General features: G+C 47.0%; 17 protein-coding genes. 10 read left to right on the plus strand and 7 right to left on the minus strand.

The annotated features are described in order from the left end of the window. Nucleotides 1-2: 2 nt before the first annotated feature. The 3 genes from AC4BAP_RS14630 to AC4BAP_RS14640 all read right to left on the minus strand — a co-directional run bounded on the left by AC4BAP_RS14630 (nucleotide 3) and on the right by AC4BAP_RS14640 (nucleotide 3,497). Nucleotides 3-1,232, minus strand: a complete 1,230-nt coding sequence (locus tag AC4BAP_RS14630) for a 3-phosphoshikimate 1-carboxyvinyltransferase (protein WP_490583410.1) — start codon at nucleotides 1,230-1,232, stop codon at nucleotides 3-5. Continuing rightward, a complete protein-coding gene (gene aroB / locus AC4BAP_RS14635; protein ID WP_490583411.1) occupies nucleotides 1,229-2,266 on the minus strand; it encodes a 3-dehydroquinate synthase in 1,038 nt (345 codons plus the stop codon). The genes AC4BAP_RS14630 and aroB overlap by 4 nt, the downstream gene beginning before the upstream one ends. A 142-nt stretch (nucleotides 2,267-2,408) precedes the next feature. Continuing rightward, nucleotides 2,409-3,497, minus strand: a complete 1,089-nt coding sequence (locus AC4BAP_RS14640; RefSeq protein ID WP_490583412.1) for a chorismate mutase — start codon at nucleotides 3,495-3,497, stop codon at nucleotides 2,409-2,411. Between the two features lie 238 nt (nucleotides 3,498-3,735). Between AC4BAP_RS14640 and AC4BAP_RS14645 the strand changes: the two genes are divergently transcribed. Further along, nucleotides 3,736-4,920 carry a proline dehydrogenase family protein gene (locus AC4BAP_RS14645; protein WP_490583413.1) on the plus strand — a complete coding sequence of 395 codons (1,185 nt, stop codon included), beginning with the start codon at nucleotides 3,736-3,738 and terminating at the stop codon, nucleotides 4,918-4,920. A gap of 136 nt (nucleotides 4,921-5,056) precedes the next feature. On the opposite strand, the gene AC4BAP_RS14650 is transcribed toward AC4BAP_RS14645, so the two are convergent. Both AC4BAP_RS14650 and AC4BAP_RS14655 read right to left on the minus strand, forming a co-directional pair. Further along, on the minus strand, nucleotides 5,057-5,260 hold the full coding sequence (locus AC4BAP_RS14650; RefSeq protein WP_490583414.1) for a hypothetical protein: 204 nt from the start codon (nucleotides 5,258-5,260) through the stop codon (nucleotides 5,057-5,059). A gap of 222 nt (nucleotides 5,261-5,482) precedes the next feature. After that, nucleotides 5,483-5,686, minus strand: coding sequence for a hypothetical protein (locus AC4BAP_RS14655; protein ID WP_490583414.1), 204 nt, complete (start codon nucleotides 5,684-5,686; stop codon nucleotides 5,483-5,485). 145 nt (nucleotides 5,687-5,831) lie between these two features. Between AC4BAP_RS14655 and AC4BAP_RS14660 the strand changes: the two genes are divergently transcribed. From AC4BAP_RS14660 to AC4BAP_RS14690, 7 genes are all read left to right on the plus strand, one after another. Then, nucleotides 5,832-6,404 (plus strand): RNA polymerase sigma factor, encoded by a 573-nt coding sequence (locus AC4BAP_RS14660; RefSeq protein ID WP_490583415.1) that lies wholly within the window; start codon nucleotides 5,832-5,834, stop codon nucleotides 6,402-6,404. Between the two features lie 48 nt (nucleotides 6,405-6,452). Further along, nucleotides 6,453-7,538 (plus strand): trypsin-like peptidase domain-containing protein, encoded by a 1,086-nt coding sequence (locus AC4BAP_RS14665; protein ID WP_490583416.1) that lies wholly within the window; start codon nucleotides 6,453-6,455, stop codon nucleotides 7,536-7,538. A gap of 150 nt (nucleotides 7,539-7,688) precedes the next feature. Further along, nucleotides 7,689-8,357: a fasciclin domain-containing protein gene (locus AC4BAP_RS14670; protein ID WP_490583417.1), complete on the plus strand. Its 669-nt coding sequence runs from the start codon at nucleotides 7,689-7,691 to the stop codon at nucleotides 8,355-8,357. Between the two features lie 119 nt (nucleotides 8,358-8,476). Then, nucleotides 8,477-9,175 (plus strand): fasciclin domain-containing protein, encoded by a 699-nt coding sequence (locus AC4BAP_RS14675; RefSeq protein ID WP_490583418.1) that lies wholly within the window; start codon nucleotides 8,477-8,479, stop codon nucleotides 9,173-9,175. A 126-nt stretch (nucleotides 9,176-9,301) separates the two neighbouring features. Next, entirely contained in the window at nucleotides 9,302-9,943 is a 642-nt protein-coding gene (locus tag AC4BAP_RS14680) for a fasciclin domain-containing protein (RefSeq protein ID WP_490583419.1), read from the plus strand. 174 nt (nucleotides 9,944-10,117) lie between these two features. Beyond that, complete coding sequence (locus AC4BAP_RS14685; protein WP_490583420.1) at nucleotides 10,118-10,654, plus strand: hypothetical protein; 537 nt, start codon at nucleotides 10,118-10,120, stop codon at nucleotides 10,652-10,654. A 165-nt stretch (nucleotides 10,655-10,819) separates the two neighbouring features. Further along, nucleotides 10,820-11,413, plus strand: a complete 594-nt coding sequence (locus tag AC4BAP_RS14690) for a DUF4142 domain-containing protein (RefSeq protein ID WP_490583421.1) — start codon at nucleotides 10,820-10,822, stop codon at nucleotides 11,411-11,413. Nucleotides 11,414-11,437: 24 nt separating this feature from the next. On the opposite strand, the gene AC4BAP_RS14695 is transcribed toward AC4BAP_RS14690, so the two are convergent. Both AC4BAP_RS14695 and AC4BAP_RS14700 read right to left on the minus strand, forming a co-directional pair. After that, nucleotides 11,438-11,995, minus strand: a complete 558-nt coding sequence (locus tag AC4BAP_RS14695; RefSeq protein WP_490583422.1) for an arylesterase — start codon at nucleotides 11,993-11,995, stop codon at nucleotides 11,438-11,440. Between the two features lie 87 nt (nucleotides 11,996-12,082). Further along, complete coding sequence (locus AC4BAP_RS14700) at nucleotides 12,083-12,535, minus strand: PA2169 family four-helix-bundle protein (RefSeq protein WP_490583423.1); 453 nt, start codon at nucleotides 12,533-12,535, stop codon at nucleotides 12,083-12,085. Nucleotides 12,536-12,800: 265 nt separating this feature from the next. Between AC4BAP_RS14700 and AC4BAP_RS14705 the strand changes: the two genes are divergently transcribed. Next, the gene (locus tag AC4BAP_RS14705; protein WP_490583424.1) at nucleotides 12,801-14,909 is read left to right on the plus strand and encodes a carboxy terminal-processing peptidase; all 2,109 of its coding nucleotides are present in this window, start codon (nucleotides 12,801-12,803) and stop codon (nucleotides 14,907-14,909) included. 177 nt (nucleotides 14,910-15,086) lie between these two features. After that, nucleotides 15,087-16,748, plus strand: coding sequence for a gamma-glutamyltransferase (ggt, locus tag AC4BAP_RS14710; RefSeq protein WP_490583438.1), 1,662 nt, complete (start codon nucleotides 15,087-15,089; stop codon nucleotides 16,746-16,748). The last annotated feature ends 9 nt before the right edge of the window (nucleotides 16,749-16,757 follow it).

Consider the following 16,757-nt stretch of genomic DNA (forward strand, 5'->3'; position numbering starts at 1 on the left):
CTTTAGTTGTTATACTTTATCTCAAACCCGGCTTTCTCCAGGTCGTCCCAATATCCAGGGTACGATTTACGCACCACCGAGGGTTCCTGTATTTTGGTTGGGGCCAAAAGGGCAAGCGGTGCAAAGGCCATGCCCATGCGGTGATCCTGGTACGTGCGGAACTCGAAATTTTCTTTAGAAATAATACCCGGCTCCATCCTAAAAACTCCCGGAGTGATTTCCTCCAGTTTACTTCCCATACTTAGTAGTTCTATCTGCAAGGCATGAATTCTATCTGTCTCTTTTATGCGGAGGCTCTCCAGGCCGGTTATCTCCAAAGTAACTCCCAGCGCAGCGCACAAGGCCACTACAGTTTGTGCCAGGTCGGGGCAGTCAGAAAAATCGTAGACCAGATGCCTTTCGCAGTGTTTTTTGGTAAGGTAAACTCCATCTTTTGTAAAAGAAGTATAAACCCCAAGGTGGTCCATGATCTCCACAATAGCGCTGTCGCCTTGAAAAGAATCTTTCTTGAGGCCCAGCAATGTTACCTCTGCCTCTTTAGCCAGCGCCACCATACTATACCAGTAACTAGCCGCCGACCAATCCGACTCTACCTGAAAAGTGGCCGGTTTATACTTTTGATGCGGAACGGTAATGGTATTTCCCTCGAAAGTTGCCTCCACACCAAAGTGTTGCATCAGCGAGAGCGTCATGTTGATGTAGGGCTTGGAACCTATCTTACCTTCCAACTCCAGCACCAACCCATTGGGCAAGAGTGGCGCTACCATAAGCAAAGCAGAGATATACTGACTGCTGATGTCGCTACGTACTTTAAGGTGCTTTTTTCCGCTGCCTTTAAACGCTTCAATTTTCAAAGGTGGGTATCCCTCCTCCCCTAGGTAAGTTATACTTGCACCCAGTTCACGCAGTGCATCTACCAGCACTTTAATAGGCCGCTGGCACATGCGCTCCGTACCTGTAAGGGTCTTGGCTTGCCCTGTAACTGAGTAGTAAGCTGTTAAAAAGCGCATCACCGTGCCGGCATCCTCGGCATCTATGGTTTCGGAGTTGCTCTTAAGCAGGCGCTGCAAAAGCTGCGTATCGTTAGCCTCGGACAGGTTCTGGAGTTCTGATGCCCCACCCGAAAGGGCCGAGATGATAAGGGCACGGTTTGCCTCGCTTTTAGAGGCTGGTAATTTTATACTTGTATGTATGGCACCGATGGGGTGGCTAAGGGTAAGGTTTTGGTTCATAGTAAGCTATAATAACGCAACGACTCTACAATTTGCTGTACCGTTACAGGCTGGTCGTAAACCGCCTTCCCGATGCCGTTTAGGAGTGTGCAGTTAATGGTAGTGCGAGTGTTCTTTTTATCCTGCAGGGCCAGCAGGGCTATACTTTGGATATCGGCTTCGGTTAGCGGCACCTTCTCGTAAACCGATACCAGGAACGTTTCAATCTTATCCAGTTCATCCTGGGAGAGCAGGTCGTGGTTCACAGATAGCCAGGCTTCGCAGAGCATGCCCACCGCAACAGCCTCGCCGTGCAGCAGCTCACGCCCAGATTGCTCTAGTAAGTAACTCTCCACGGCGTGCCCTACAGTATGGCCAAAGTTCAGCACCTTGCGGTAACCTCCCTCTAGTGGGTCAGCCTCCACCACCCTGGATTTTATACTTACCGAGTGGCGAATAAGCTCTTCCCAATCTTCTGTAAACAAGCCAACATGGCGCTGTGTCTGAAAAGCCTCTTTGTCTGCGATAAGCCAGTGCTTGATAATCTCAGCGTAACCAGACTTTAACTGACGGGGCGGCAGGGTTTGCAGAAAATGTGGGTAGATGAACACGGCTTGTGGCTCCTGGTATACCCCGATGTGGTTTTTCAGTCCATGAAAGTCGATACCCGTTTTACCACCCACGCTTGCATCTACCTGCGCCAGCAAAGTGGTGGGCACCTGCACAAAGTATAAACCGCGCTTAAACACCGCCGCACAAAATCCTCCCATATCGCCTATCACACCGCCGCCCAGGTTTACCAGCACCGACCAGCGGTCCAGGTTCAGCTCGGTCATGCGTTCCCAGATATACTCGCAGGTTTGCAGGGTCTTGTGTTCCTCTCCACTCTGTACCTGAATCAGGTCATGCTCTGGCAGGTATGGCTTCACCAAGGTATAGCAATGGTGCAGGGTGTTCTCATCTACCAGCACGGCTACTTTGCTAAAAGCTTTATTTTTCAGAAAAGTATCAAGTTCCTGCAGCGTGTTCTGCCCAATGTATATGGCTTCGGTCATTCTGAGTTAGAAAGTTAGAGAGTTAAAAAGTTAGAGAGTTAAAGAATTGTAATTGAGTTAATTTAATAGATATTCAATCCTTTATTTCTTCTGATCCAGAAAACCCAGATTCAAATAATCAATTCTAATCTATAAAATCCCCTTAATCACCGGTTAACATTTGCGTTTGCTTACGGATGGATTCCACGTGGATCAGCTTGTAGAGTTCGGCTACGAAATCTGGGTTAATGCCAGCCTCCTCGGCCCACTCGGCCCTGCTCCTGAAGATTTCCTTCCAGCGCTCCAACTGCAGAATCTGCACATTGTTCTGCTTTTTATACTCCCCAATCTGCTCAACCAAAGCCATGCGCTTGGCAAGTGCGGCAATAATGTCGTGGTCTGCAGCATCAATCTGCAGGCGAAGTTCCTCGGCACGGTTTACCAGTTCCGCATCATCGTAATTGGTTTTGCGCACTTGCAGCTTTTCAAATATTTCGGATAGCCTGGCTGGGGTCACCTGCTGCTCCGCATCACTTAGAGCCTTGTCCGGGTCCGGGTGCGTTTCTATCATCACGCCGTCATATCCCAGGTCCAGCGCCTTCTGCGATACTGGCAATATCAGGTCGCGGTTACCTGCAATGTGGCTGGGGTCAACTATGATCGGTAAGCTCTGGAAACGTGCCTTCAGCTCTATCGGAATCTGCCACACCGGCGCATTTCTATACTTTGACTTCTGATAAGACGAGAACCCTCTATGGATGGCAGCCAGATCGGTAACGCCTGCACTGTACACACGCTCAATAGCCCCTATCCACAAAGCAAGGTCAGGGTTTACCGGATTCTTGATCATGACAGGTACCTTTACTCCGCGCAGGGCATCGGCAATCTCCTGCACCGCAAAAGGGTTTACCGTGGTGCGGGCCCCAACCCAAAGCACGTCAATGCCATACTTGAGGGCCTCTTCTACGTGGCGGGCATTGGCAACTTCTGTGGTTACTTTCAATCCAAAAGTCTGTTTAACCTGGCCCAGCCACTCCAAACCCTTGTAGCCTATGCCTTCAAAAGTGTTCGGACGTGAGCGGGGTTTCCAGATACCGGCTCTGAACAAATGTATTCCCTGGCTGGCAAGTGCCGCTGCTGTCTGCATTACCTGCTCTTCGCTTTCTGCACTGCAAGGTCCTGCTATCTTTAGCGGCCCCTGCCCCCCTGCCAGCAGCTTTGTAAAATAAGACTCTTTGGTGTTAAACTTCATCCGATGTTACTAATTGCCGTAAAGTTAACGTTTGTTTACACAAATGACCACTATTTATGTGACCTTGGCTACGTTACAGTCATGGTAAATAATTACAGTCTGATGACCAAGAATAGAACATAAAAGCAAGTGGTTCTGTTTCTGGTTTGGTTTTTAGACGAAATTAAGCCTAATTGAACCCCTAAATGGTTGTGAACTATACCCGAAGCAGTATCTTTGCAGCGCAAAATTTTCTTACATGAACCCGATTACCAAAGTATCTTTCGATGATACAGCTGTAGCCTTCTCATCGAAATCAGACGCTGAATTATACAAAATGTACCTGCTGTTTAAAGCAATGAACAGCAACAAGTTTGTGAAATTAGGCGGCTCACTTTTAAACACGGCCATAAACCTGCACTTACCCGTTAAGTTTATAATTAAGCCAACCATCTTTAACCATTTCTGCGGCGGCGAAACCATCGAGGAATCGGAACGTGCCATTAAGCAGCTTAGCAAGTATAACATCGGTACCATCCTGGACTACTCCGTTGAGGGCGAGGGCAACGACAAGAGCTTCGACGCTACCCGCGATGAGCTGCTTCGTGCCATCGAGAAGGCACATGGCAACAAGAATATTCCTTTTGCGGTTTTCAAGATCACGGGTCTGATGGACATCAACCTGCTGGAGAAGGTGCAGAAAAAGCAAGACCTTTCGGTAGATGAACGTGCCGCCTACGAGCGTGGCCGTGACCGCATCAACGAGATATGCAAGCGTTGCCACCAACGTGATGTGCGTGTTTTTATAGATGCTGAGGAGAGCTGGATACAGGACACAATAGACAACCTGACCTACGAGATGATGGAGCTCTATAACAAGGAGAAAGCCAATATCTATAATACGTACCAGCTTTATCGCCACGACAGGCTGGATGTGCTGAAGCGTGACTTTGAGAATGCTGTAAAAGGCGGTTATTATTTGGGTGCCAAGCTTGTGCGTGGCGCATACATGGAAAAAGAGCGTAAACGTGCTGAGCAGGAAGGATACCCAAGCCCGATAAACCCAACCAAGCAGGCGTCAGACAAATTGTTTGACAATGCGCTGCGCTTTTGCATGGAGCACCTCGACAGGATCTCTATCTGCAACGGTACTCACAACGAGGCTAGCTGCTACCTGCTAATAGACCTGATGGACAAGTATGGGATAGCACATAACGACCCTCGCGTATACTTTGCCCAGCTTTACGGTATGAGCGACAACCTCTCTTACAACCTGGCACATGCCGGCTACAATGTGGCAAAGTATGTACCTTATGGCCCGGTAAAAGAGGTAATGCCTTATCTGCTACGCAGGGCCAATGAGAACACGGCCATTGCCGGACAAAGCAGCCGCGAGTTTCAGCTTATCGAAAGCGAAATGCAACGAAGAAAAAAACAGCGATAAACAGAAAGGCCAGCAAATGCTGGCCTTTTTTACAGCCCATTAATTATAGGGCATAAAAAAGCGGGACCTCACACCAATGTGCGAGGTCCCGCTCTGTGTTTCGAACTATAAGCTATTCGCCGTAGTTCTTGCTTAATTACTGTACTGGAGCAGCTTCTTCAGTAGCTGGAGCCTCTTCAACAACTACAGTTGAGTCAGCAACAACTTCTTCCTCAACAACTGGAGTCTCCTCTACAACCTCAGTCTCAACTGCTTCAGTCTCAGTAGTTGCTTCTTCGTTGTTGCAAGCTGTGAAAGAAAGAGCAAGAGCTACGATGGCGAAAGTGAATAAATTTTTCATTTTGTGTTAATGATTAAGTGTTTTGGTTTCGATTTTGACACTTCATACCAGAACTGCGGATAGGTAACCCAACTTTTTAAAAAAACTTTTTATTTTTTTCTGAGTCTACACTAAGTTCTTTGCAATCTGGTTTGTCTCTAAAAAAAACGAGACCCCGCACAAAAGTGTGGGGCCTCGCCTCGTGTTTCGAACTATAAGCTATTCGCTGTAGTTCTTGCTTAATTACTGTACTGGAGCAGCTTCTTCAGTAGCAGGAGCCTCTTCAACAACTACAGTTGAGTCAGCAACAACTTCTTCCTCAACAACTGGAGTCTCTTCTACAACCTCAGTCTCAACTGCTTCAGTTTCAGTAGTTGCTTCTTCGTTGTTGCAAGCTGTGAAAGAAAGAGCAAGAGCTACGATGGCGAAAGTGAATAAATTTTTCATTTTGTATTTGTGATTAAGTGTTTTGGTTTCGATTTTGACACTTCATACCGAAATCAGCAGGAGGTAACCCGAGTTTTTAAAATTTTTTAAATTAATTTTTTGTTGGGTTACCTGAGGCACTTTACTGTATTAAAAATTGACTGGAATGAAGAAGAGTTTGTATGAGACGGATGAGGCGGTGATTGAAGGCATTCGGCGTAACGACGAGCGTGCACTTGCATATCTGTACAAACTTTATTTCCCGATGATCTCTCATTTTATTTTGAGTAACAGCGGAACCGATGACGAAGCCAAGGATATTTACCAGGAAGGCGTTATCGTGTTCTATGAAAAGATCCGGGATAATAGCCTGGAGTTAAGCTGCCAGATCAAGACCTACCTGTATTCTGTGTGCAGAAGGCTTTGGCTAAAGAAGCTGGCAGAAAAAGGGCGCTACGCCAACAAACTGGAAGAAACCGACAGCTTTGTTTCTGTAGAGGATGACACCCAGCAGCACGAGGAGCAGGAAAAGCAGTTTGGCATCATGGGCGAGGCGCTGGGTCAGCTCGGTGAGCCTTGCAAATCGTTGTTAGAGGACTTTTATATTAACGCGCAACCAATGCAGGTAATAACGGATAAGTTTGGTTATACCAATACCGATACCGCTAAAAACCAGAAGTATAAATGCCTGCAGCGCCTGAAGAAAATATTTTTTGCCACCTACAAGCCGGGTGTATAGCAAACAAAGGTTTATTAGTGTATGGCTTTTGCCAAAATTTAGAAGAAGATGTTAGAGTACCGCGCTTACGAACAAATTGAACGTTACCTGAACGGGGAAATGGCTGCAGAGGAAAAGCAGGCCTTTGAGGCTTTGCTTCATACTGATGCGCGCTTGTCTGATCAAGTGCGTGAACACAGGCAGATGCTCGACACGATGCGTAAAATTGGTAAACGCCAGACGCTTAGACAGCAACTTCGAACCATCCATGCTGAAATGGAAGCCGAACATGTACCTGCCTCTCCTAATGGCTGGAAGATTTTCTGGAACAAGCATAAGCAAACAGTAGCGGTGGCTGCCAGCGTTTCCATGCTGTCTGTTTTCGGTACTTTATGGAGCGTACAGCAGCTTAAAACTCCTGTACAGCAGCAAACAGCACGCTACGTAGAACTTCGCCGCGAGGTGGAGCGCCTGAAGAAAACCCAGACAGCTATCATTAACGGAATTAACGATGCCTCTAAACCTGCGCCACGCGCAGCTGCCTTTAGCGGTACCGGATTCGCTATATCTGCAGATGGCTACTTGGTTACCAGCTCGCACGTAGTAGAAAGCGCTGACTCTATCATGATAGAGAACAAGGCCGGCTTAAAGTATAAAGTAACCGAAGTATACCGCGATGAGATCCATGACCTATCTATATTAAAAGTATCGGATCCTGCTTTTAACGGCTTTGGAAAGCTGCCTTATACTTTCAAAACGAACGAGTCTGACCTGGGCGAAAAAGTGTTTACACTGGGCTACCCACGTGAGGATATCGTATTTGGTGAAGGCTCTTTGAGTTCTACTTCCGGTTTTGAAGGCGACACAACTTCTTATCAGATCTCGATTCCGCTTAACCCGGGTAACAGCGGCGGCCCCTTGCTGGATGACAAGGGCAACCTGATCGGCGTGATCAGCGGCAAGCAAGCCGGCCAGGAAGGTGCTGCCTTCGCGGTAAAGTCTGCTTATGTGTTACAAATGATAGAGGAACTGCCAGCTTCTGCTAAGATGGCGCCGGTTACCTTACCTAAGTATAATTCACTTTTAGGCAACTCAAGGCCACACCAGTTAAAAAAACTAAAAGACTACGTTTTTGTAGTAAAGGTTTACAATTAAGCCGTAAAGCACCTTTCTTTTTTAGCGAAATGCATAAATGTTAACCTGAGGCTGCTCCTAATGCAGTACACAGGTTAACATTTTTATTTCTGTTTCAGTTAAAGTACTGTGGGTAATTGCTGCCCTTTTACCTTAACACGCTTACAAACTATGAAACAGAAACTTATAATGCCGGCAGTTATTGCTTTAGCACTCATGTTTACGCTGTTTAGCTGTGCAAGCTCAAGCCAATCCACCGCCATGGAAGATAACACAACAAGCATGAGCGAAACGCAGGTAATGGCCGGCGAAACCGAAGAGATGGAGGAAGCCGACGCAGCAATCATACTCTCTGTAGAAAACAGGGAACCGGTTGAGGACATGTTTGACAAAGTGGCTGACACAAAACAATTCGACCTCATAGCTCTGGCAAAAACAAGCCCTAACCTGAGCACATTTGCCGCCCTTGCTGAGGCGGCGGGTATACCCAAAGCACTGAAGGCAGATCAAAAGTATACCATATTTGCACCCACCAACGAGGCATTCAGTTCCTTGTCTGCAGCAGAGCTTAACAGGTTACTGCTGCCCGAAAACAAGGCCGACCTGATAAAAGTACTTCAATTGCACATCTTACCTAACGAGGTAACCTCAGCGCGTTTTACAGATAACCAGCGCATAAAGGCAGGTGAGGACAAGTTTATCAACGTAGAGCTCAACAAAGACACCCGCGCACTACGAATAGGCGGAGCTACTGTTGTACGCCCTGATGTATACGCATCCAACGGCGTGCTGCACGTTGTAGACGGTTTAGTAACTACCACAGCCGGCACTGCCCGTTAACCACCCTAAAGATCTTAAATTTTATACCCGACCTTCGGAAAGCCGAAGGGAAGTATAAGTTTTGCCCAGGCTATGTAAGTGCCTGGCAAGTATTGTTTAACCATAAAGCTAAATTAACGATGAAAAAGATACAGATTTTTGCAGCAGCCTTTGCTGCCACAGCTATGTTTGGTTGTGCCAGCTCAGACCAGACAGCCATGGAGGAAACCACAACCATGAGCGAGACCCAAGTAATGGCCGGAGAAACAATGGACGATGCTGAGAGTGTAGTAGTTGCAGCGGACGTTGTAGTGCCAGTGGCCACCATACCTATTGCCACCCTGTCTCTTACAAACCCAACCGACCTGGATGAAATGTTTGATAAGATAGATGAGACAGAAAACTATACAATTATGGAACTGGCCAAAATGAGCCCTAACCTGAGCACATTTGCCCAGTTGGCAGAGGCAGCAGGCATACACGACGACCTGAAACGTGATGGTAAGTTTACCTTGCTCGCACCAACAAACGAGGCCTTCTCTAAACTGCCCAAGCAGGATTTGGAGATGCTGTTGCTGCTAGAGAACAGGGCACAACTTATTTCTATCCTAAAAGTACATGTTCTGCCATCAGAGGTAGTTTCTACGCAGTTTAACTCCAGCCAGCGAATTGATATTGGCAACAACCGTTACCTGCCTGTTAGCACTGCTAACAATATTATTTCCATAGGTGGCTCTACTGTGGTTGTTCCTAATGTAGAGGCATCAAACGGTATGATACATGTCGTTGACAAAGTAATCATACCTAGCAAAGATGCCAGAGACAGCAGTTTACGCTAAGCAGACCTGATGTAGGTATTTACCAAACAGCTCTTCAGTTAACGGGGAGCTGTTTGTTTATACTCAGCTGTGCGCTTTGCACACTTTCACGTAAATGATAAAACTGTTAACTGATAACCCAGGACTATGAAAAAGTATAAACGCAACCTTCTGTTACTGCTAGGCACGCCACTGCTGCTTTTTGGCTGTGCCGGCTCCGAGACTACTGGCACCGACACCCTTGGCACAACGATAGAGTCGGAGATCAAAGAAGACCAGTCTGGCAGTCAGGCACCCATGGACCCGGATACGGACATGTCTGCTGAGGAAAAAACAGATAAAAACATTTCGGCAGAGAACCCAATAGGCCGTGAGATGAACATTGTGGCCCTGGTGCAACAAAACCCAAACCTCTCTACCCTGTTGGAGCTAATAAAAGCTGCTGATCTGGTTGTGGTGCTGGAAAGCCCGGCGCCATATACGGTATTTGCTCCTACCAACCAGGCTTTCGCCGCACTGCCTGCCGGCACCGTGGACATCCTGAAACAACCGGAAAACAAACTGGAGTTAAGGCGCCTGTTGCAGGCCCATGTGCTACCAAACCGCATAACGGCAGCCGAAATGAAGGACAACATGCCCATGAAAACCGCACAGGGTGAGGAAGTGATCGTGAAAAGGAAAGGCCAGACCCTGACCGTGGGTGGCGCCAATATCCTTACACCTGATGTTAATACATCGAATGGAGTGGTGCATGTGATAGACAAAGTGCTGGTGCCGCCCCAGAAGTAAGTGCTTACGCTGCTGAAAGGCATGGCTAGGTTACACAGACCAATGATCTAAGTAGTATAGCATGCATTTGCAGCCGTAACTATATGCACCTTGCACCGTTATTATTAACCAGCAGCCTATACTTAAAAAAGGCTGTTACAAAACTATATTGACCAAAACTATAAAAAGAAAGCTATGATGGACAAAAGAGAAAATTCAGGCATGATGACTGCTATGTTCCGCGACAGAGAAAGCGCTGAGCGTGCTTATAACGAATTAAGAGCACGCGGATATGACAAAGATGATATTAATGTGGTAATGTCGGACAAAGCCCGTGACCGCCATTTTGCAGATAAAGATGAAGCCCGTGAAACAGAACTTGGCAACAAATCTCTGGAAGGCACCGGAGCCGGTTCAGCGATAGGTGGTACATTAGGTGCCATTGTTGGTGCTGTTGCCGCTATTGGTACTTCCGTGGCTATACCTGGCCTTGGACTTGTTGTGGCAGGCCCATTGGCTGCTGGCCTGGCTGGCGCAGGTGCCGGTGGCTTAACAGGCGGACTGATCGGTGCACTTGTTGGAGCTGGCATACCAGAAGAACGCGCAAAAGTATACGAGACCGGCATTAAAGAAGGCAACATTGTGTTAGGTTTCAAACCTCATTCTGCAGAAGATGCGCGCTATTTCGAAACGCACTTCCAGAAGCACAGAGGCGAACACATCTATTACTAATATAAGATTGTAAAATGCTAACTAACGTACCTGTCCTGTAACTTCGGGGCAGGTACGTTTTTTTTTACAAGAATCGCATTTGTTGCGCCTGAGCACCGTTTAAGCAAACAATTCGCGCCATCTGCGTATGCTAATTAAACAAGGTCAGCATCAAATAACACAACTATGAAAAGATATCTGCCAGTACTACTTAGCCTGTTTATTATGTTCGGCTTTACTGCCTGCGACTCTGACTCCAAAGTTGAAAACGAGGACAGCGTATTATCAGAGAAGAAACAAAAATCCATGATGACGGCAGCGAGAAACCTGATGCTGCAGAAGGAGCTTGCTATAATGGCCATTGAGAACACAGAAACCAACAATGCCAAGGCTTATGGTCAGGAACTGATGTCCTGGGCAACCACAAAACAGAACGAGCTTCAGGAATTGGCCCAGCAATACAACGTAACATTGCCTGACCAGATGGAGAGAAGGCAGATGAAGCATATAAAAGACGTGACAGAGAAAGACGCCACAAACTATAAGTATGACTTAGAACTGTGGGACAGTATAAAAGATGCCCAGCGCGATGCCGCAGAGGATTTTGAGGAAGCTATAAAGGATTATGACGAAGCAGATATAACGGCTTATTCTTTGTGGCTACGGAATACGGCAAAAGAACTCAGGGCATACCTAACGCAGGCCGCAAAGTATGATTTAGAGCTGAAGAACCGTGAGGGAGGTATAGCCAAACCCATACTTGAGGACATGAAAAACTAGGAAAAGGCAGCTGAACGGCTGCCTTTAAAGTTCCAGGTGATTTTTTAAAACAGCCCAGGTATGCCTGGCAAGCAACTTCTGCCCTTCCGCATTGGGGTGCACTCCATCTGGCAAGTTCAGGTGCCTCACCCCTGCCACTCCCTCCAGCAAAAAAGGTATAAACGCTATGTTATTCTTTAAGGCCAGCTCTCTGAATAGCTTTCTGAATTCCGCAGCATAACGGCCGGGCACGATATCCGGTATCTCCATGCCTGAAAGTATGATCCTGGCATCCGGGGCGTGCAATCGTACCTTATCAATGATCTGCTGCAGGTTTTGAGATGTTTCGCGTGTAGGAATGCCACGCAGGCCATCGTTTGCTCCCAGTGCCAGCACAAAGATCTTGATGGGCTTTGTCAGCCACCTGTCGAGCCTGTACAGGCCTCCGGCTGAAGTATCGCCGCTAAGGCCTGCATTTATAACGTTGTACCTTGTGTAGCCCTCTTCACTTAACTTTTTCTGTATCAGGCTTGGGTAAGCCTCAGCTGCACTCAGGCCATAGCCTGCCGTTAAGCTGTCCCCTAAAAACAGGATGTTTTTCATTGCAATAGCGTGTGTAGCAAATCACGAAGTATAAATAAAAAAAGGGCTGCCTTAATCAGGCAACCCTTAAAATAACTTGGCGCTTTATTAATCAGCGGCATGCTTCATCTGGCGCAGGTGCTCACAAGCGGCTAACGATGCCTGCTTTTGTTTTTCTACCATCTGCACAACATTTGGTGGCAATTCACCTTTATGGTCCAGGGCATCGTTATAAGCTTTTTGTGCCCACTCTTCACCATAAATATTAGATTCGATCACCGATTCTTCATCGCGGCCTGTAATATTGTTCTTCACATCCATCCAGCCACGGTAAATTTTACCTTTTGCAGTTGTGCCGGTTTCAGTTGTTCCTCCCATACTGCTTATCGTACTGTTTATCTCGTTCGAGAACTTAGTACTCTGGTTTACCAGATCATTATAGTATGATCTGTGAGATGGATCTTTCGTAAGCTTGGCTGCGTGTTTATAGCCTTCGATTCTGTCGTTTACAAATTGGTTTAACTCTTGTAAAACATCAACGGCTTTCTCATTGTTATTCATAGCTTTCAAATATTTGTTTCTATAAACGGAAACGAAAAAATCAGGCGTATAGTTATAATAACTGTATGCTCTAAACGTATCGTATAGACAAATCAGGTCTTTATCCGGTCAAAAGCACAGCCTGTATAAAGCCTGTTACCGTATTTATGATTTAGTTTTAAATTATAGTACATTACGCTTTAAAATACGTGCAAACAGTTCATCTCCGTTTTAAATAACGGCACTACTTTTGCACAAGATTAATTGGGTTCAACTAACTAATTAGATGCTATCATTGACAACCAGAATTAAAATAATTTTTTCGGTACTCGTTGTTGTTCTACTCACCGGTTCATTTATCCTGTACAAGTCTACGGATGTGCCGGAGGGCAAAAACGAGATTCTGATCAAGGCTTTGATGCAAGGCCTGAGCCAGGGGCATTACCGACCAGAAAAAATAGATGATTCCTTCTCGAAGAAGGCTTTTGGCCTATACCTGGATCGTCTGGACTACAACAAGAAGTTCTTATTGGCTTCGGATGTGGCGCAGCTTCGCAAGTATGAAACTGCTATTGACGACGAGTTGAGGGAAGGTTCATACGCATTCTTTGATCTTTCGGCAGAACTGATCGATAGGCGCGTGAAAGAAGCAGAGCCTTTTTATAAGGAGATACTGGCTACGCCATTCGATTTTAATGTGGATGAATCGATTGAACTGGAAAGCAAAAAGCTTACGTATGCCAAGGATAAAGCGGCTTTGAAGGAGGAGTGGCGCAAGCAGCTGAAGTACCAGGCTCTGGTACGTCTGGCAGATATGCACAAAGAGCAGGAAGAAGCAATTGCCAAAGGCGAGAAAGTTGAGAAAAAGACTTTTGAGCAGATGGAAAAAGATGCCCGTGAGAAACTTACAAAGAATTACAAGGACCTTTTTGACAGGCTATCCAAAATAAACAAGGAAGACCGCCGTGCTATCTACATCAACGCAATCACGAATGTGTATGATCCGCATACGGGTTACTTCCCTCCAAAAGCTAAATCGGATTTCGACATCAATTTCACTGGTCGCCTGGAAGGTATCGGAGCATCACTGCTTGAGGTAGACGGGCAGATCAAGGTTAACGAGATCGTACCTGGCAGCCCATCCTACTTACAAGGTGACCTGAAGCCTGGTGATGTGATCCAGAAAGTGGCGCAGGGTAAGGAAGAGCCTGTGATCGTAATGGGTATGCGTATTGATGATGCGATCCAGTTGATCAGAGGTAAAAAAGGTACAGAAGTTCGCCTTACCGTTAAAAAGCCGGACGGCTCAATGAAGGTTATTCCGATCATCCGTGATGTGATCATATTTGAGGAAACTTACGCACAGTCTGCCCTGATCGAGGATAAGGAGAAGATTGGTTACATTAAACTACCAGGATTCTATGCTGATTTTGAGCGCAACGGAGGCCGTAACAGTGGCGCCGATGTGAAGAAAGAAGTTGAGAAACTGAAAGCTGCCGGCATGAAAGGCCTGATACTTGACCTTCGCAACAACGGTGGCGGTTCTTTGGCTGATGCCGTTGAAATGGCTGGCTTATTCATCGAGAAAGGCCCTGTCGTTCAGGTTAAAACATCATCAGGCAAGTCTATTGTGCTTGATGACCGTGATCCGAAAATACAGTACGACGGCCCGCTTACCATACTTGTAAACGCCAACAGTGCCTCTGCTTCTGAGATTCTGGCTGCTGCCATGCAGGACTATAAGCGTGCCGTGATTATCGGTAGCCCAACCTATGGCAAAGGCACAGTGCAGCAGTTCTTTGAACTGGACGAGGCACTTCCGGCTCAGTTTAACGCCTATAAGCCTTTTGGTGCATTAAAGCTTACTACACAGAAGTTTTACAGAATTAACGGTGGCACTACGCAGCTGCGCGGAGTAACCCCGGATATCATACTTCCGGATGCTTACAGCTACATGGAGTTTGGCGAAAAGGAGCAGGAATACCCGTTGCCGTTTGATGAGATTACGCCAGCTAACTATAAAACCTGGATGAACAACAAGCTGAACATTGCCAAAGTACAGGCAAACAGCAAGAACAGAATTGCTCAGAACAAGTCGTTCACGCTGATTAAAGAGAGCGGTGAGCGTCTTAAGAAGCAGTCTGAGAATACGGTTCGTTCGTTGCAGTTTGCCAGGTATATGGCAGATGAGAAAAAGGCAGAGGCTGAAGCAAAACGCTATGAGGATGCTCAGAAAGAGGTGCCTGTACTGAATGTGAAGCGCTTGGCTGAAGACCTGAAAGAAATTGGCAGCGACACAGCACAGGTGGCCCGCAACAAGGAGTTCCTTAAGAGCCTGCGAAAAGACATTTACATTGAAGAGGCTGTTGCTGTGATCCAGAACGACCTGAAATAAAATTAAAAATTTATACTTTAAACGCCCGCTGTGTACTACATAGCGGGCGTTTTTTTATCTTACCTGCCCTAACCCCAACTTTTAACTATGCAAAAAATAAACGTCCGTGATATAAGCGCGCCAACAACTGCCACCACAGTTAAAGTGTGGCTGCTTTTCATAGCCATTTTTCCAGCGATGTTTTTTGGCTGTGGTAAAACATCGCAGTTACCCGAACAAAGCCAACAAGCAGAAACTGCTAACCAGGCCATGGTGGTTTCAGCACATCCGGAGGCTACACGCATTGGAGTAGAGGTTTTACGGAAAGGTGGGAACGCATTTGATGCAGCGATTGCCACACAGTTTGCGCTTGCAGTTGCGTTTCCGGCTGCAGGTAACATCGGCGGAGGCGGGTTTCTGGTGTACCGCCAGACAGATGGCAGCATTGGCTCCCTGGACTACCGCGAAATGGCACCGGCCACAGCCTATGAAAAAATGTACCAGGATAACCAAGGCAATGTGATCGAGGATCTTAGTCTGGCAGGGCACCTGGCCTCCGGAGTACCCGGTAGCGTGGCAGGAATGTATGAAACACATCAGAAATTTGGCTCCTTGCCATGGGCGGCTTTGGTGCAGCCCGCCATAGACCTGGCACGCAATGGGGTTGTGTTAACGGAAAAAGAGGCTGCAGGCATGAACAACGCCCGGGAAAAATTCATCAAACATAACAAGCACCTCCCCTACTTGGTAGCAACCGATAGCTGGAAAGCCGGAGACACACTAAAGCACCCGGACCTTGCCCGTACCCTTGAACGCATCCGTGATAAGGGCCGGGATGGTTTCTACAAAGGCGAAACAGCTGACCTTATTGTGAAGGAGATGCAACGTGGCGAAGGCATCATTACGCACCAGGATCTGGAAAACTATAAAGCCGTGTGGCGCAACCCTGTTACAGGAAAGTATAAAAACTATAAAGTGATTTCGATGGGGCCTCCTTCCAGTGGGGGTGTGGCGTTGCTGCAACTACTTGCCATGGTTGAGCCTTATAACCTCGGAAAGTATGGCTGGCAGAGCCCAGAGGCCATACAGCTTATGGTTGAAGCCGAACGCCGTGCCTACGCAGACCGTGCCGCCTACCTCGGTGACCCTGACTTTGTGAAAGTACCTGTAAGCGAATTGCTTGATGCAGAATACCTGAAAGACAGAATGAAATCGGTAAGCCTGAGCCGTGCCACTACATCAGCAGAGATAAAAGAAGGCGCCTTGCCAGTATACGAATCGGAGCAGACTACCCACCTAAGTATAATAGATGCGGCGGGCAACGCCGTTTCAGTAACAACCACACTTAATGGCAGCTATGGCTCTAAGGTAGTGGTTGAAGGTGCCGGCTTTTTGCTGAATAATGAGATGGATGATTTTAGTGTTAAGCCAGGCTCTCCGAATATGTATGGATTGGTTGGTGGCAAGGCAAACGCCATTGCGCCTGGCAAACGAATGCTAAGCTCCATGACACCAACTATACTTGAGAAAGACGGCAAGCTGTTTATGGTGGTTGGCACACCTGGAGGCTCCACCATCATCACATCTGTATTTCAGGCCATACTTAATGTGGTGGAGTTTAACATGACCATGCAGGAAGCTGTTGCCGCTCCGCGCTTTCATCACCAGTGGTTACCCGACGAGATACAACACGAACCAACTGCCATTGCCCCTACAGTAAGGGCCATACTTACAGTCAAAGGATATAAGCTACAGGAACGCGGTCCTTTTGGCCGGATAGATGCCATACTTGTTTTGCCAGATGTCAGGTTGCAAGGTGGCGCCGACCCACGAGGCGATGACAAAGCAATGGGATATTAAAACGGAAGT

The organism is Pontibacter sp. GD7 (genome assembly GCF_058216375.1).